Origin of the sequence: Bradyrhizobium agreste (genome assembly GCF_016031625.1) — a bacterium.
GTDB lineage: Bacteria > Pseudomonadota > Alphaproteobacteria > Rhizobiales > Xanthobacteraceae > Bradyrhizobium > Bradyrhizobium agreste.
Map to the genome: position 1 here is coordinate 61,449 of NZ_JACCHP010000013.1, position 16,334 is coordinate 77,782.

Below are 16,334 nucleotides of genomic sequence, written 5' to 3' on the forward strand. Positions count from 1 at the left end.
GGATGCTGAACTTCCTCGCCCGCCGCCTTGTGCAGATCGTGCCGACGCTGTTCTTCGTCTCGGTGCTGATCTTCTCGCTGCAGCAATTGCTGCCGGGTGACCCCGCGCTGGTGATGGCGGGCGAAGAGCGCGATCCCGCCGTGATCGAGCAGATCCGACGCCAGTACCGGCTCGATCAGCCCGTTCCGGTGCAGTACGCCTACTGGATCAAGGGCGTGCTCTCGGGCGATTTCGGCGAGTCGCTGCGCAACAAGATGCCGGTGCGCGAACTGATCGCGCAGAAGCTGCCGGTGACGCTGCAGCTCGGCTCGATGGCGATTCTGATCGCGCTGCTGATCGGCATTCCCGCCGGCATCGTCGCGGCCGTGAAGAAAGGCTCGCCCTGGGACTATGGCGCCAATCTCTTCGCGCTATGGGGCATCTCGATGCCGAACTTCTGGCTCGGGATCATGCTGATCTTCCTGTTCTCGATCGAGCTTGGATGGCTGCCGGCTTCCGGCTACGTGCCGCTCACCGAGAACTGGCGCGCGAGTCTCGCCGCCACCATCATGCCGGCCTTCGTGCTCGGCAATGCGATCGCCGCGATCCTCATGCGTCATACGCGCAGCGCCATGCTTCAGGTGCTGGAAAGCGACTACGTGCGCACCGCGCGCGCCAAAGGACTGTTGGAGCGCACGGTGATCCTCAAGCACGCCATGCGCAATGCACTGACCCCGGTCATCACGCTCGGCGCGCTCGAGCTCGGCACGTTGCTCTCCGGCGCGGTCCTGACCGAGCAAATCTTCTCCATTCCCGGGTTCGGCAAGCTGATCGTGGATGCCGTGTTCAACCGCGATTATGCCGTGGTGCAGGGCGTAGTTCTGGTGACGGCCACGGTCTACATCACGCTGAATCTCGTGGCCGACATCGCCTATATCCTCGTCAATCCGCGGCTCCGGGGCTGATCGATGACCGACGCCGCGCTGCCGAGCCCTCTCACGCGAGCCGACGAGCTGGATAGCCCGGCCCGCCGCGCGCGCCGGCGGCTGTTCAAGCGCAAGGCGGCGGTGTTCGGGCTCGTCGTGCTCACGATATTCATCGCCCTTGCCGTGCTCGCCCCGCTCATCGTGCCCTATGATCCCATCGCGACGAGCTGGAGCCTGGTGCGCAAGCCGCCGACTGGGGCCCACTGGTTCGGCACCGACGAACTCGGCCGCGACATCCTGAGCCGCGTCGTCTATGGCGCGCGCGCCTCGCTGCTCGCCGGGCTGATCTCGGTCGCTATCGCGCTCGGCATCGGCGTGCCGCTCGGCCTGCTCGCCGGCTATCGCGGCGGCTTCACCGACGCGCTGATCAGCCGCATTACCGATGCGATGCTGGCCTGCCCATTCCTGATCCTGGCGATCGCGCTCGCCGCTTTCCTCGGCCCGAGCCTCGGCAATGCCATGATCGCGATCGGCATCTCGGCGACGCCGATCTTCATCCGCCTGACCCGCGGCCAGGTGCTCGTCGTCAAAGCCGAAGACTATGTCGAAGCCGCGCGCGCACTCGGCAATCCGCCTTGGCGGATCGCGCTCTCGCACATCCTGCCGAACATCCTGCCGGCGCTGCTGGTGCAGGCGACGCTCTCGATCGCAGCGGCCATCATCGCCGAGGCCGCCCTCTCCTTCCTCGGTCTCGGCCAGCAGCCGCCGGCGCCGTCCTGGGGCAGCATGCTCAACGCGGCACAACGCTTCCTGACCCAGGCGCCCTGGATGGCCATCTGGCCGGGCCTTGCAATCTTCCTGGTCGTGCTGTCGCTGAACCTGCTCGGCGACGGCCTGCGCGACGCGCTCGACCCGAGGCAGCGCTGAAGCGACGCAAAGGCTAACCGCGAGATTCGTTCACCTCTCCCGAAGGGAGAGGTGAAGATCGGCCGTCGACGGATCAAATCACCACCTCCCGCAGCACGCGGCGGCAGTCCATCTCGAACTCCAGATCGACCACCGGCGGACGGGCGAAATGCCAGGTCAGCCCGGAGCGGAGCGCGCCGCGGCGGACCAGCTCGTTTACCAGCGCGTGGTGGAAGTCGTGCACGGAATAGGCCTGCACGCCGGTCGTATCCTTCCAGCCGAAGCCGAAGGCCGCCATGCGGTTTTCCATCTGCGATGTGGTGGTGAAGCGCACCTTCTCGCGCAGCCCCTCGGGACTGAGGTCGCGGTAGCGCACGGTGCGCTCGACATAGGTGCCGCTGCCCTCACGCGCCTCGGCGCCGCCGGCGATGACGAAGCTCGGCAAACTCGACCGCGTCGGTCGCGTGAAGGAGAACGCATAGAACGACGGCTCGGACGGCGGATCGATCTCGGGACAGACATTGCTGCGCGCTACCGGATTGGTGGTGCCGTCGAAGATGCCCCATTCGGACAGCGTCTTCACATAGTGCAGATTGAACGCGCGAAAGCCTTCCTCGCTGAAGGCCGCCGGCGAGCGCAGCTCGCAGGCGCAGAACGCCGTCAGAGGACGCCCCGCCTCCTGGATGAACTTTGCGGCCAGCGCAAAGCCTTCCGCGAGCGGCACCAGGCGGTCGAACCGGACCCGCTCGATCTCGTAGCCCGCGTCCGCGGCTGCGCCAGCCGAGTACTGAAACACGGACGGGATGAAGCGATAATTGCCGGCCGAGAATTCGCGCGTCATGACGGACTCCTATTCCAATTGCATGCGAGCGCCCTTGGCGCCGTTGAGCAGGCGCTTCAGGTGAAATCCGGCCAGCGGATCGTCGGCGTGCATACCGACCAGCGCGGCGAAGGCCGGCATGGCGGCGGCATCGCCGGCCTCCATCTTGGCAAAGGCTTCGGCATATTGCGCTGTCGCCGGCGCCTCGAATTTCGCCTGCGGCAGCGGTTCGAACGCGCGCAGCGGCTCGCTGCGTCCGCGCAGCATCAGATCGCCCACGGGACGGCCATGAAAATTTTCGGCGCCTTCCGCCACGCTGGCACTGACGCAAATGCGCGTTCCCAGGTGCTTGTTCGCCGCCTCCAGCCGGGCCGCCGTATTGATGGTGTCGCCATAGGCCGTGTAATCGAAGAAGCGATTGCCGCCAAAATTGCCGACCAGCGCCGGACCGGCATGGGCACCGATGCGCGTGGCTCCGAAATTCACGCCTCTTGCCTTCCAGCGCGCCGAAAAATCCTGTGCCCAGGCGTCGAGAGCATGGGCACAGGCGACCGCGCGCGTTGCATAGTCCGGCTGGTCGCCGGGGGCGTTGAACAGCACCTGGATCGCATCGCCGATGATCTTGGCGACCGTCCCCTCATGGGCAAACACGATCTCGGTCATGCCGCCGACATATTCGTTGAGGAGCTCGCCCAGCGTCTGCGGTGGCGCGGTCTCGACCAGCGAGGTGAAGCCGGTGATATCGGTGAAGAGGGTGGCGACATCGCGCCACTGCACCTCCATGCCGTCGCCCTCAACGTCCGCGGCCAGCCGCCTTGCGATCTCCGGCGAGAAGAAGCGCGACAGCGAGGCATGGGCCCGCTCGGCTTCCATCTGGCGCCGCCGCACCTCGCGCAGCATCTCCACGTGGCGGATGGTCTTCTCGATCGTGGCGTCGAGGTCGGCGAAGTCGATCGGCTTGGTCAGGAAGTCGAACGCACCGCGGTTCATGGCCGTGCGGATGTTGCTCATGTCGCCATAGGCCGAGACGATGATGGTCGACTTCTTCTCCTCGGCCTCCTGGAGCTTCGCGAGCAGCGACAGGCCGTCCATCCGCGGCATGTTGATGTCCGAGACCACCATGTCGACATGCGGATTCTGCTCCAGCGATTCCAGCGCCTCGAGGCCGTCGCGCGCGAAGATCAGCGCGAGCTGCCCATCGCGGATCTGCCTGCGGAATTTCTGCAGGATCAGCGCCTCGAGGTCCGGCTCGTCGTCGACGAAGAGGATGGTCGCAGTCATGCGGCTTCCTCGAGCCTCGTATCGATCGCCTGGCGCAGCAGGGCAAAGTCGATCGGCTTGGTGAGGAGCCCGACGGCGCCCCGCTCGATCGCCTTGCGGCGCGTCTCGGCATCGCCATAGGCCGTGATCATGATGACGGGAACATCGGGATGCGCGGCACGCACCTTCGGCAGCATGTCGAGGCCGCTCATGCCGGGCATGTTGATGTCGGACAGGATCAGGATCAGCGAGGGATCACGGACCTCGGCGGCGCGCTTGAGCGCCTCGGGGGCCGAAAGTGCAAACTCCATCTGAAAGCGCCCGGCGCGCAGGTCGCGCCGGAACTGCTGCCGAAACAGTGCCTCGACGTCGGGCTCGTCATCGACGACCAGGATGTAAACGTTCAAGACTTTCCTCCGGAAGTGTCGCGCGCTGCCATCGTCCGCGGCAGCGCGATGATGAATTCGGTGAATACACCTTGTGTGGTGTTCACGTCGATCGTGCCGCCGTGTTGTTTCACCACGATGTCGTGGCTCATCGAAAGGCCGAGTCCGGTGCCTTCCCCGGCCGGCTTGGTGGTGAAGAAGGGATTGAACATCTTCTCCTTCACTTCGGCTGGAATCCCGGTGCCGTTGTCGCGAATCCGGATCTCGACCCTGTCGCCGAGATTCTTCGTTGCCGCGCGCAAGGTCGGCTCGAACGCATCGCCCTCGCTCTCCTTGCGCTTGGCCGCGGCATAGAAACCGTTCGAGATCAGGTTCAGCAAGACGCGCGTGATCTCCTGCGGATAGACGTCGATCATGCCGGCAGCCGGGTCGAAATCGCGCTGAAGCGTGACGTTGAAGGCAGGCCTTTCGGCGCGCGCGCCGTGATAGGCAAGATTGAGGCTCTCCTCGACCACCGCATTGATATCGACGGCGCGATGCTCGCCGGAACCCTGACGCGAATGCAGCAGCATGTTCCTGACGATGGAATCGGCGCGCTTGCCGTGCTGCACCACCTTCTCGAGATTGGCCCTGAGCATGCCGGTGAGCTCCTCGACCTCCTCCTTCGTCTTGCCGTCGAGCGCGGCGGATTGCAGGATCTCGTTGAGCTCGTCGATCAGCTCGGTCGAGACCGCGGAGAAATTGTTGACGAAGTTGAGCGGGTTCTTGATCTCGTGGGCGATGCCGGCGGTGAGCTGGCCGAGTGAAGCGAGCTTCTCGGTCTGAATCAGGCGGTCCTGCGCGGTGCGGAGGTCATCGAGCGACTGCGACAGCTCTGTGGTGCGCTCCTGGACCTCCTCAAACAGCCGGACATTCTCGATCGCGATCAAGGCCTGATCGGCAAAGGTGGTCGCGAGTTCGATTTGCTTGTCGCTGAAGGGACGCACCATGTGTCGCGTCAAGACGAATACCCCGATTGGGGCGCCCTCCCGGAGCATAGGCACGCCAAGCATCGTCCGCACGTTGGAGCGCCTGCGGGCGGAAGAGGGTGCGAATTCCGGATCGGCCTGCACGTCCGGGACATGGACTGTCCTTCGATCGAGCAGCGTGCGTCCGACCACACTTCCCCGCTCGGGTACGGAAGCGAAGGTCCGGAGCTTGTTCTCCTGCTCCGGGTCGAGCCCGCAGCTTGCGGCCAAATAGAAGACCCCCTCACGAGGGCGAAAGATCGTCCCCTCATCGGCGTCACACAAGCGCGCCGCTGACCCGACGAGCGTGTTCAGCACGGCTTGCAGGTCGAACGCCGAACGGCTGATGACTTTCAACACATCGGCGGTCGCAGTCTGCTGCTGCAGAGCCTCGCTCAATTCCGCTGTGCGCCGCTCGACCTTGTTCTCGAGGTCGGCATAGGATTCCTGCAAGCGCGCGCCCATCTCGTTGAACTGGTCGGCGAGGCCTTCGAGCTCGTCGCCAGTCTTGATCGAGATGCGCTGGGAGAAGTTGCCGCCGCCGATCCGCTCGGCGCCGCTGCGGAGCGCCTGGATCGGACCGACCATGCGGCGCGCCAGGAAAACACCGGCGAGCACCGCGAAAATGGATGCCGCGAGCAGTACGATGGCAAGCCGTTGCAACGAGGCATAGAGCGAAGCGTAGGCCTCTTCGACAGGAAGCTCCACGAACATGGTCCAGCCCAGCGGCGCGATCGGGGCTGAGGCCGTCAGAACCGTCTGCCCCTGGATGTTGGTCGCCTCTTGCAATGAATCCGGCGTGGTGCCGCCACCGGCCCGGGCACCCCGCACCTGCGCGAGGCCGGACATGTCGGTGTTGCGCAGCACGAGACTGATGTCGGGATGCGCGATCAGGCGGCCCTCCGGGCCGACCACATAGGCGTGGCCGTGCTCGCCGACCTTGATCTGGGACACGACGTCCCAGATCAGCTTGAGGTTGACCTCGGCGATGCTGACGCCGGCATCCTTTCGCGCACCCGCCAGAGCCAGTGTCATGTAGGGTTCGGACTCCCGGCGGAAATAGACCGGCCCGTAATAGACCTTGCGCGCAACCGCCTCGGTGAACTTCGGATCGTTCGACAGGTCTATCCCGCTGTCGAGCGCGTCCATCGCCAGTCGCGAGACCCGCAGCCGCTCCTTGCCGGTCGAATCCACCTGGGCCAGCTCGGTGATCGCAGGCACCTGTCGCAACAGGCGCAGCGCGTCGAACCGGCGCTGCTCGATCGAGCCGCCCGACCAGGGCAGCTGCGTCGTCCAGCCGAGCTGGCTCTCGATCTCCTTGACGAACTGGCCGATCTTGGCCGCAGCCGCCTCGGCCTGCTCGTGCTGGACCCGGATCAGCGAGGCCTTGTGCTCGCGATAGTAGAAGTAGACCTCGAACAAGCCGTTGGCGAGCAGCGCAATGGCGACGACGGCCACGAACAGCGCGACATATTTGGCAAAGAGCCGGGTCCGGATCCCACGGCCCGCCGTCTCGCCCGAGGCGGCCGCGCCCGGGGGCGCACGCGGCAGTGTCCCGGCTTGGGGTGTGTCGGGGTGAAGGGACAGGCTCATCCCGCGAAACCTAGCAAGAAGACCGGATCTTGTCTCTCGGAAGCGCGGGAAACGGCTCACCCGATCCCAAAAGGGCGGCAGCGGATGACCGCTGCCGCCCTTCGAGACTAGCCTTGCCAGCGGCCTCAGGTCGGCCGCAGCACCTTTGAATCGAGGTCGAGCTCGTTGACCTGCTTGTTCCGCTCGGAATCGGCTGCCGCGCGATGGTCGGTCGCCAGCACCACATAGACCGCCGGCAGCACGAACAGCGTAAACAGCGTGCCGATCGACATGCCGGCGACGACCACGAGGCCGATCGAGAAGCGGCTGGCCGCGCCCGCGCCGGTCGCGGTCAGGAGCGGGATCAGGCCGGTCACCATCGCGGCCGTGGTCATCAGGATCGGCCGCAGGCGGATGCGGGCCGACATCTCGATGGCCGAACGGCGGTCAAGCCGCTCGTTGACCTGGAGCTCGTTGGCGAACTCCACCATCAGGATGCCGTGCTTGGTGATCAGGCCGACCAAGGTGAGCAGACCGACCTGGGTGTAGATATTCATGGTCGCCGCGCCGAAGAACAGCGGGATCAGAGCACCGACGATCGCCATCGGCACCGAGATCATGATGACCAGCGGGTCGCGCAGGCTCTCGAACTGCGCCGCCAGCACCAGGAAGATGATGATCAGCGCGAAGCCGAAAGTGATCGCGAGCTGATTGCCCTCCTGAACATATTGCCGGCTATCGGCCAGATAGTCGTGGCTGAAGCCCTGCGGCAGCTTCTTGGCCTCGCTTTCGAGGAAATCCACCGCGGCGCCGACAGTCACGCCCGGCATCGGCACGGCCGAGAACGTCGCCGAATTGAGCTGGTTGAAGTGGGTCAGCGAATTCGGGTCGGTCTTGGTTTCGATGGACACCACGGTCGACAGCGGCAGCTGCTGGCCGGTATTGGTCGTCACATAGTAGCCGCCGAGCGATTCCGGCGACAGCCGCTTCGCGCGCGGCACCTGCGGGATCACCTGGTAAGACCGGCCCTCAAGATTGAAGCGGTTGACGTAATTGCCGCCGAGCAGCACGGCGAGCGTGGCGCCGAGGTTCTGCATGTTGACGCCGAGGTCCTGCGCCTTGGTGCGGTCGATCGTCACCTTGACGTTCGGCTGGTTGAAGTTGAGATCGCTATCGGAGACGATGAACATGCCGCTCTTGCGCGCGGCGGCCTTCAGCTTCTCCATCTGTTCATAGACGGTCTGGAAGCCGGCGGTGGAGTTGATCACCATCTGGATCGGCAGGCCACCCGGTCCGCCCGGCAGCGGCGGCAGGTTGAACGCGAAGGCCTGCACGCCCTCAATCTTCGAGAGCTCGGCCTGCACCAGCGGCTTCAGCTGGATCGAGGAGCGCTTGCGCTCGTCCCAGGGTTTGAGCAGCATGCCGGCGATACCGCCTTGCGGGCCGTTGATGCCGTTCAGCACGAAGCGCAGATCGGTCTCGGGGAATTTCGCGAATTCCTTGTCGAGCTTGTCGCCGTAGAAATCGAGATAGTCGATGTTGGCGTATTTCGGCGCCTTGGTCACCGCGAACACAATGCCCTGGTCTTCCTCGGGCGCAAGCTCCTTCGAGGTGTGCATATAGAGGAAACCGACGAGGCCGAGGATCGTGATCGCGAACAGACCGGTGATGGCCTTGTAGTCCAGCGAGCGATCGAGCTTGCGGCCATACCAGCGCGTCATCGCGCCGAACACTTTGTTGACGAGCTTGGCGAAGCGGCTCTCTTCGGCGGTCTTCAGCAGAACCGAGCACATCATCGGCGACAGCGTCAGCGCGATCACGCCTGATACGATCACAGAGCCCGCAAGCGTGAAGGCGAACTCGCGGAACAGCGAGCCGGTGAGGCCACCGAGGAAACCGATCGGCGCGTACACCGCAGCCAGCGTGATGGTCATCGAGATGACGGGACCCACGATCTCGCGCGCGCCTTGCAGCGAGGCCTGGACCGGCGTCTTGCCCTCCTCCAGATGGCGGTGGATGTTCTCGACCACGACGATGGCGTCGTCGACGACGAGGCCGATCGCCAGCACCATCGCGAGCAGGGTCAGGAGATTGAAGCTGAACCCCAGCGCCAGCATCAGGGTGCAGACGCCGATCATCGACAGCGGAATGGTGACGACGGGAATGATGACCGAACGCAGCGAGGCCAGAAACAGGAAGATCACCACGATCACGATGATCACGGCTTCGCCCAGCGTCTTCTCTACCTCCTCGATCGAGGACTGGATGAACTTGGTCGAGTCGTAGGCGACCTTCATCTTCATCGATGGCGGCAGATTGCGTTCGAGCTCGGGGAACAGCGCGCGGACGCCCTTCACCAGCGTCAGCGGGTTGCCTTGCGGCGTTGCCTGCACGCCGATGAAGATTGCGTGCTCACCGTTGAAGGCAACGCTTGCGTCCGTGCTCTGGGCGGCCAGCTCGACGGTGGCGATATCCTCCATCCGCACGAAGCCGCCGTCCTTGGCCTTGACGATCATCTTCTTGAACTGATCGACATTGGTCAGGCCCGTATTGGTCGAGACGTTCGAGACAATCAGATAACCCTTGGTCTGGCCCGCCGCAGACTGGAAGTTGTTGGCCTGGATCGCCGCCGCGACGTCCGCCGGCGATACGTTGCGGCCCGCCATTTTCACCGGGTCGAGCCACAGCCGCATCGCAAAGGTCTGGCCGCCCAAAATGTCGGCCGAGGCCACGCCATCGACGGTCGACAGCACCGGCTGCACCACGCGCGTCAGATAGTCGGAGATGGCCGAGCCCGACAGTTCCTCGGAGGAGAAGCCGAGATACATCACGGCCGTGGTCTGGCCCGTGGTCTTGGTGACGATCGGGTCGTTGGATTCCTTCGGGATCAGATACTTCACCGAATTCGTCTTCGCCAGCACCTCGGTGAGCGCCTGGTTCGGATCGAAATTCAGCTTGATGTAGACCTGGATCGTCGAGGTGCCGAGCACCGAGGACGAGGTGATGTAGTCGACGCCCTCGGCGGAGGCGACCGCCTGCTCGATCGGGGTGGTGATGAAGCCCTGGATCAGATCTGCGGACGCACCGGGATAGACGGTCGTGATGTTGATGACCGTGTTCGACAGCTTCGGATATTGCCGGATCGGCAGCACCATCGCCGCGCGCAAGCCGATCAGCAGGATCAGCAGGCTGACGACGACCGACAGAACCGGTCGTTTGATGAAAATGTCGGTAAAGGCCATCGCGGGCGATCTCGATTTCTTTTGTCTCAAGATGCGTGATCCGGCCGGGCCGGATCACGCGAGGATGTTGTCAGTAGCGCGGCGGCTGCACCGGGATCTGCGGGGCCGGATCGGTCGAGATCGACACCGGAGCGCCCGATTGCAGCTTGAGCTGGCCGACGGCGACGACCTTGTCGCCTGGCTTCAGGCCCTTGACGATTTCGACGCGACCCTCGACCCGGTTGCCGGTCTGCACGAAGGTGCGCACCGCCGACAGGCTGGTCTTGCCGTCCTCTTCCTTCTTTTCGGTGATCACAAACACCGAGTCGCCATACAGCGTGTAGTCGACTGCCGTTTCAGGCACCGTGATCACGGCCGGCTTTTCCGGCAACACCACCGTCGTGGTCACGAACATGCCGGGCTTGAGGATCTTCTCCGGATTGGCGATCGTCGCCTGCACGCGGATGTTGCGGGTGTCGGTGGCGATCTGCGGCTCGATCGTGGTGATCTTGCCCTCGAAGGTGCGGCCGGGATAGGCGTCGACCTTCAGCCGGACGGCCTGGCCGACCTTGAGGCTGCCGGAATCCTTTTCCGTCACCGTGAAGTTGGCCCACAGCTCCGACAGATCGGTCAGTGACACGATCGCCGTGCCGGCGGTCAGATACTGACCGACCTCGACCTTGCGCATGCCGAGATCGCCGGCGAACGGCGCACGCACCAGCTTCTGCGAGATCAGCGCTTCGGTCTTGGCGATGCCCGCCTGCGCCTGGTCGTAGGCGGCCTGCGCGGTATCGACGGTCGCCTGCGGACCGAACTGGCGCGAGGCCAGCTGCTTGGCGCGATCGAGCGACAGCTGCGCGACGGTCGCCTGCGCCTTGTAATTGGCGAGGTCGCCCTGCTCCGGCGCATCGAACAGCTGCACCAGCGGCGTGCCGGCCTCGACACGCGTGCCCGGCTCGAACTTGATCTCGGTGACGCGGCCGTTGACGTCGGCGCTGACGTCGACCTGGTGCACGGCGACCAGGCTGCCGACCGCGGTGAGCAGGTTCGGCACCACCTCGGATTTCGCCTCGGCCACGCTGACCGGGGTCGGCGGCGGCTTGTTGTTGGCGAAGAACTGCTTGATCATCTGGCCGCGGAAAGAATTGAACCAGACGAGCCCACCGACGAGCACGGCCAGAAGCGTGCCGACGATGATGAACCAGCGCACCGGCCGGACCGGACGCTTGGGAGCCTTGTTGTCGATCGGTTGCCCCGAAATCTTGTTTTCGGCCACGATGTTCATGTCATGCACTTTCTGCAATCGCCGCCTGGTTCGCGTCCGCGGCCTGATTGCGGCCCAGATGCGAAGCAATTGCGGCGTCGTTAAGTCCGATACCCCTCAGGAGAAACTCACAGAGCTGCCGCTCCAGGTCGGTCGCCTTGCCGTAAGCAAGACAGGGCGTGGCCGGCAGCCTGGTCAGCGCCGCGGTCATCACCGCATGATGCGCGAACCAGAACAGGTTGAGCGGATCGCCAGCGCAGGGCCGCGCGTCACCGCTCGCAATCGCACGCTCGAGCGAGGCGACGAAGACGGCGCCTATCAGCGTCTCGATCTTGGCATAGAGCAAGCGGGCGAATTCGCCGTCATCCAAATGGCTCGTGGCCATCAGCCGCAGGCGCTGGGCCTCTTCCTGATCGGGACCGTCGGCGATCTGGAGGAAGTGCTCGACCATGCCGCGGATCAATTCGACGAGAGTAGCGGTCGACGGCTCCCGCTCGAGCAGCTCCATGAATGCCGGGTCGGCCTCGCACTCGTCGCTGAGGATCTCGGCATAGAGCGCCGCCTTGGACGGGAAATGCTTGAACAGCAGCGCCTCGGAAATCGCAGCCGCGGCCGCCACGCTCTTCGTCGTGGTGCCGGTATAGCCGTGTCGGGCAAAGCAGCGCTTTGCGGCGCCGAGGATCAATTGACGCCTCAGGTCGCTCGTCATACGCAATGAGCTCATGCTGGGTGAGTAAGCACTCACCCACGCAGGAGTCAAGCACTATGTTGCATCGCAACCTGCATGCGACGTAGAATCAATGGAAATTGATCGAGCCTGCACGGCCCGCGTGCAGGCGTTTCGGCAAGGGATGGGCGGATCGCCTAGATCGGCTGGAAGCCGAGGTCAGCGCGGATCCGGTTGACGATGTAAGCCCCGTCCCGCGTCGGCAGGATCCGCTCCAGGCTGGCGCTGTCGATCTTCACATTGGCAAAGCGCGGACCCGCGGAAATGTCGTGGACGGCTTTGGCGAAGGCTTCGACCTCGGCCATGGTCGTGACAGCTCGGCTGTCGTTAATGCCGCAAGCCCTGGCGACGCCGACGAGGTCGGCGGCTGCGGAGGTGTGGCTGGTCTGGCCGCCGGTCTCGCCATAGGCCTCGTTGTCGAGCACTGCGATCGAGAGGTTGGCCGGCTTCTGCAGGCCGATCGTGGCAAGGCTGCCCATGCCCATCAGCATCTCGCCGTCTCCGGTGATGACCAGCACCGGCAGCTGCGGCTGCGCCAGTGCCAGACCCAGCCCGATCATCGCGCCGCCGCCCATGCCGCCCCAGAGGTAGAAGTTGCGGGCGTGGTCGCCGGCGGCGCACATGTCGTTGGTGGAAGCGCCGAGGCCGCCGATCGCGACGACATCCTTGCGGTTCGCCAGCAGCGTGGACACCACCTGACGGCGGTCGAGGAGATTGGCCTTGCTCATTTGGTGAAAACCTTAGCGCCGATCAGGCGCTGCGACAGAAGGACGGCGGTGGGCGTCAGCGCGTTGTAGGCCTGGGCTGCGGCGGCCTCTAACACCGCCGGCACTTCGGCTGCGTACGAGGCGCGCAGCACCTTGACGCCGGAGAGTTCGAACACGCCTTGCGTGGTCGAACCCATCGGCACCTGCCATGGATTGAACTCGCCCCACTCGCCGCGCATGGTCACCAGCGTGAGGAATGGAAAGCGCAGGATCGGGATCAGCGACAGCATGTTGATGCAATTGCCGACGCCGCTCGACTGCATCAGCAAGACGCCGCGCTGTCCGCCGGCCCAGGCGCCGGCGAGCAGCGCCACGCCCTCCTCCTCCGTCGTCAGCGCAATGCCGCGCATGGTGGACGAGCTCACTACGCGCTGGATCAGCTTGGAATGACCGGCGTCCGGCACGTAGGGCACCTGCCGGACGTCGAAGCGCTGCAAGGTCGCGAAAATATCGTCGGGCCAGTTCGGCGCCGTGTCGGCAGCGTCAGCGCGTGCGTGCATTTTCCTGTCCGGTCGGCTAGCAAGGTGCAAAGACTGTAGACGCATGCACGCGTCGACCTGAACAACAAAAACGGCATATCGGCTTTAACCGGCGAGTATAACGGGATGAACGCAGATGCGAAGGCGCTGGCGGCAAGCTTCGACCTCGAGAAGCTGACGCCGGAGTTCTATGACGACCCCTATCCGACCTATCGTGCACTGCGGGAGAACGAGCCTGTCAAGCGCCTGGCCAGCGGCACCGTGTTCCTGACCCGCTACGACGATCTCGTCACCACCTACAAGAACACCAAGTCGTTCAGCTCGGACAAGAAGCGCGAGTTCGCGCCGAAATACGGCGACACCCCGCTCTACGAGCACCACACCACCAGCCTCGTCTTCAATGACCCCCCGTCCCACACCCGTGTGCGGCGTCTCATCATGGGCGCGCTGTCGCCGCGCGCGATCGCGAGCATGGAGGGGGACCTGATCAAGCTCGTCGACGGCCTGCTCGATGCGATCGCCGCCAAGGGCGCTTGCGAACTGATCGAGGACTTTGCCGCGTCCATTCCCATCGAGGTGATCGGCAATCTGCTCGACGTTCCCCACGATGAGCGCGGGCCGCTGCGCGACTGGTCGCTGGCGATCCTCGGCGCGCTCGAACCGGTGGTGTCGCCGGAGGCGGCTGCGCGCGGCAACAAAGCGGTTGCGGACTTCCTCGTCTACCTGCAGACGCTGGTGGCGCGCCGGCGCGCGAGGCCCGGCAATCCGGAGCGCGACGTGCTGACGCGCCTGATCCAGGGCGAGGAGAATGGCGAGCGGCTGACGGAGAAGGAGCTGCTGCACAATTGCATCTTCCTGCTCAATGCCGGCCACGAGACCACCACCAACCTGATCGGCAACGGCCTGGTGGCACTCGACCGTCACCCCGACCAGAAACAGCGCCTGATCGAGAACCCGGACATGATCAAGACCGCGGTCGAGGAGATGCTGCGTTACGAGAGCTCCAACCAGCTCGGCAACCGCATGACCACCGAGAGGGTCGAGCTCGGCGGCGTCATGCTCGACGCTGGCACGTCGGTGACGCTGTGCATCGGCGCTGCCAACCGCGACCCCGCGCAGTTTCCCGACCCCGAGCGCTTCGACATCGCGCGGACGCCGAACCGGCACCTCGCCTTCGCCACCGGCGCGCATCAATGCGCCGGCATGGCGCTGGCGCGGCTGGAAGGGGCGATTGCGATCTCGCGCTTCCTGGCGCGCTTCCCGAACTTTGCCGTGAGCGGGGCGCCGGTGCGCGGCGGACGGGTGCGGTTCCGCGGCTTCCTGAGCGTGCCCTGCGCGCTTGGCTGAGGGGCTCCAAACAAAAATGTCGAAAACAACCCCATGCACAGTAGAAGCCGGGTCGACGGACGACATCCTCTGGTTCCGCAGAACCATCTGACGTTTCGGGCAAATCGGGCCGCGGCACGCCATCGGAGCAGGAAGCTTCCAAGGCGGCCGGCTGATACCCAAATCAAGCTGAAGCCGCCGGTGCAGTCGATTGACGCCCGCGCGCAGCAATGGAGTGACGACAGATGAGCGTGTCGGCCATCGATTTCATCGCAACAGAAGCACGCTTCGGGGCCCGTAATTACGAGCCGATCGGGGTCGTCCTGTCGCGCGGCGAAGGTGTCTGGGTCTGGGATACCGAAGGCAACCGTTATCTGGATTGCCTCTCGGCCTATTCGGCGGTCAGCCAGGGCCACTGCCACCCCAAGATCCTGGCGGCGATGGTCGAACAGGCGCACAGGCTGACGCTCACCTCGCGCGCCTTCCACAACGACCAGCTCGCCTTGTTCTACGAGGAGATCGCCGCGCTCACCGGTTCCCACAAGGTGCTGCCGATGAACAGCGGCGCCGAGGCGGTCGAAAGCGCGATCAAGTCGGTGCGCAAATGGGGCTATGAGGTGAAGGGCGTGCCGGACGGCCAGGCCGAGATCATCGTCTGTGCCAACAATTTCCACGGACGCACGCTGGGCGTCGTCGGCTTTTCAACTGACCCCGAGACACGCGGACACTTTGGGCCGTTCGCGCCAGGCTTCAAGGTCATCCCGTTCGGCGACGCCGCGGCGCTTGAGGAAGCAATCAACCCAAATACGGTCGCCTTTCTGGTCGAGCCGATCCAGGGCGAAGCCGGTGTCGTCATTCCTCCCGCTGGCTATTTCACAGAGGTCCGCCAGCTCTGCACCGCCAACAACGTGATGCTGGTGCTCGACGAGATCCAGACCGGGCTCGGCCGCACCGGCAAGCTGCTTGCCGAACAGCACGAGGGAATTGAGGCGGACGTGACGCTGCTCGGCAAGGCCCTGTCCGGTGGCTTCTATCCGGTGTCGGCCGTGCTCTCGAATAACGACGTGCTCGGGACTTTGCGACCTGGGCAGCATGGCTCGACCTTCGGCGGCAACCCGCTTGCCTGCGCCGTGGCCCGCGCGGCGATGCGCGTGCTGGTGGAGGAAGGCATGATCGAGAATTCGGCCAGGCAGGGCGCACGCTTTCTGGAGGGCCTGAAAGCCATTCGCGCCAATACGATCCGCGAGGTGCGCGGGCGCGGCCTGATGCTGGCGGTCGAGCTGCATCCCGAGGCCGGCCGCGCGCGCCGCTACTGCGAGGCGCTTCAGGGCAAGGGCATCCTCGCCAAGGATACCCATGAGCACACGATCCGCATCGCCCCACCGCTGGTGATCACAAGCGACCAGGTCGACTGGGCGCTAGAGCGGCTCGCCACCACCCTGACGCAGGATTTCTCCTGAGACTGCCTGCGTCGGAAGATCGCAACGGCGACGGCGGCCAAGGACGAACGATTCCACCAGCTGTGCGTTGAACATCGTGGGCGATTACGAGCTGGGAGCTACGATCATGCTTCCGCGTGGCGTTTGCCTAAGGGCCGTTTTGGTTGGTGTCTCGATGCTGGGAACCAGCGTCGGCACTTTCGCTCAGGGACCTCCGGGACATGGAAGGGGCGGACCACCAGGGACAGCCGCAGC

Annotated in this window: 13 protein-coding genes; 4 read left to right on the forward strand and 9 right to left on the reverse strand. The window is 64.7% G+C overall.

Translation table 11 applies throughout. The features are described from left to right. Window positions 1-2 precede the first annotated feature (2 nt). Window positions 3-944, forward strand: coding sequence for an ABC transporter permease (locus tag HZZ13_RS20505; RefSeq protein WP_197961350.1), 942 nt, complete (start codon window positions 3-5; stop codon window positions 942-944). 3 nt (window positions 945-947) lie between these two features. Continuing rightward, window positions 948-1,832: an ABC transporter permease gene (locus HZZ13_RS20510; RefSeq protein WP_197961351.1), complete on the forward strand. Its 885-nt coding sequence runs from the start codon at window positions 948-950 to the stop codon at window positions 1,830-1,832. 73 nt (window positions 1,833-1,905) lie between these two features. Here the strand turns inward: HZZ13_RS20510 and cnbZ are convergent, their stop codons facing one another. From cnbZ to HZZ13_RS20555, 9 genes are all read right to left on the reverse strand, one after another. Beyond that, the gene (gene cnbZ, locus HZZ13_RS20515; protein WP_197961352.1) at window positions 1,906-2,652 is read right to left on the reverse strand and encodes a 2-amino-5-chloromuconate deaminase CnbZ; all 747 of its coding nucleotides are present in this window, start codon (window positions 2,650-2,652) and stop codon (window positions 1,906-1,908) included. A 9-nt stretch (window positions 2,653-2,661) separates the two neighbouring features. Then, the gene (locus tag HZZ13_RS20520) at window positions 2,662-3,912 is read right to left on the reverse strand and encodes an adenylate/guanylate cyclase domain-containing protein (RefSeq protein ID WP_197961353.1); all 1,251 of its coding nucleotides are present in this window, start codon (window positions 3,910-3,912) and stop codon (window positions 2,662-2,664) included. Continuing rightward, entirely contained in the window at window positions 3,909-4,298 is a 390-nt protein-coding gene (locus tag HZZ13_RS20525) for a response regulator (protein ID WP_197961354.1), read from the reverse strand. Before HZZ13_RS20525 ends, HZZ13_RS20520 begins: the two co-directional genes overlap by 4 nt. Then, entirely contained in the window at window positions 4,295-6,877 is a 2,583-nt protein-coding gene (locus HZZ13_RS20530) for an ATP-binding protein (protein ID WP_197961355.1), read from the reverse strand. Before HZZ13_RS20530 ends, HZZ13_RS20525 begins: the two co-directional genes overlap by 4 nt. 125 nt (window positions 6,878-7,002) lie before the next feature. Further along, window positions 7,003-10,098 (reverse strand): MexW/MexI family multidrug efflux RND transporter permease subunit, encoded by a 3,096-nt coding sequence (locus HZZ13_RS20535; RefSeq protein ID WP_197961356.1) that lies wholly within the window; start codon window positions 10,096-10,098, stop codon window positions 7,003-7,005. 70 nt (window positions 10,099-10,168) lie between these two features. Further along, on the reverse strand, window positions 10,169-11,362 hold the full coding sequence (locus HZZ13_RS20540; RefSeq protein ID WP_197961357.1) for an efflux RND transporter periplasmic adaptor subunit: 1,194 nt from the start codon (window positions 11,360-11,362) through the stop codon (window positions 10,169-10,171). A 1-nt stretch (window position 11,363) separates the two neighbouring features. Next, on the reverse strand, window positions 11,364-12,065 hold the full coding sequence (locus tag HZZ13_RS20545) for a TetR/AcrR family transcriptional regulator (RefSeq protein WP_197961358.1): 702 nt from the start codon (window positions 12,063-12,065) through the stop codon (window positions 11,364-11,366). Window positions 12,066-12,205: 140 nt separating this feature from the next. After that, a complete protein-coding gene (locus tag HZZ13_RS20550) occupies window positions 12,206-12,796 on the reverse strand; it encodes a thiamine pyrophosphate-dependent enzyme (RefSeq protein ID WP_197961359.1) in 591 nt (196 codons plus the stop codon). Continuing rightward, a complete protein-coding gene (locus HZZ13_RS20555; RefSeq protein WP_197961360.1) occupies window positions 12,793-13,335 on the reverse strand; it encodes a phosphonopyruvate decarboxylase in 543 nt (180 codons plus the stop codon). The genes HZZ13_RS20550 and HZZ13_RS20555 overlap by 4 nt, the downstream gene beginning before the upstream one ends. Before the next feature lie 105 nt (window positions 13,336-13,440). On the opposite strand from HZZ13_RS20555, the gene HZZ13_RS20560 reads away from it, so the two are divergent. Beyond that, window positions 13,441-14,661, forward strand: a complete 1,221-nt coding sequence (locus tag HZZ13_RS20560; protein ID WP_197961361.1) for a cytochrome P450 — start codon at window positions 13,441-13,443, stop codon at window positions 14,659-14,661. A 224-nt stretch (window positions 14,662-14,885) separates the two neighbouring features. After that, window positions 14,886-16,100, forward strand: a complete 1,215-nt coding sequence (gene rocD, locus HZZ13_RS20565) for an ornithine--oxo-acid transaminase (protein ID WP_197961362.1) — start codon at window positions 14,886-14,888, stop codon at window positions 16,098-16,100. The last annotated feature ends 234 nt before the right edge of the window (window positions 16,101-16,334 follow it).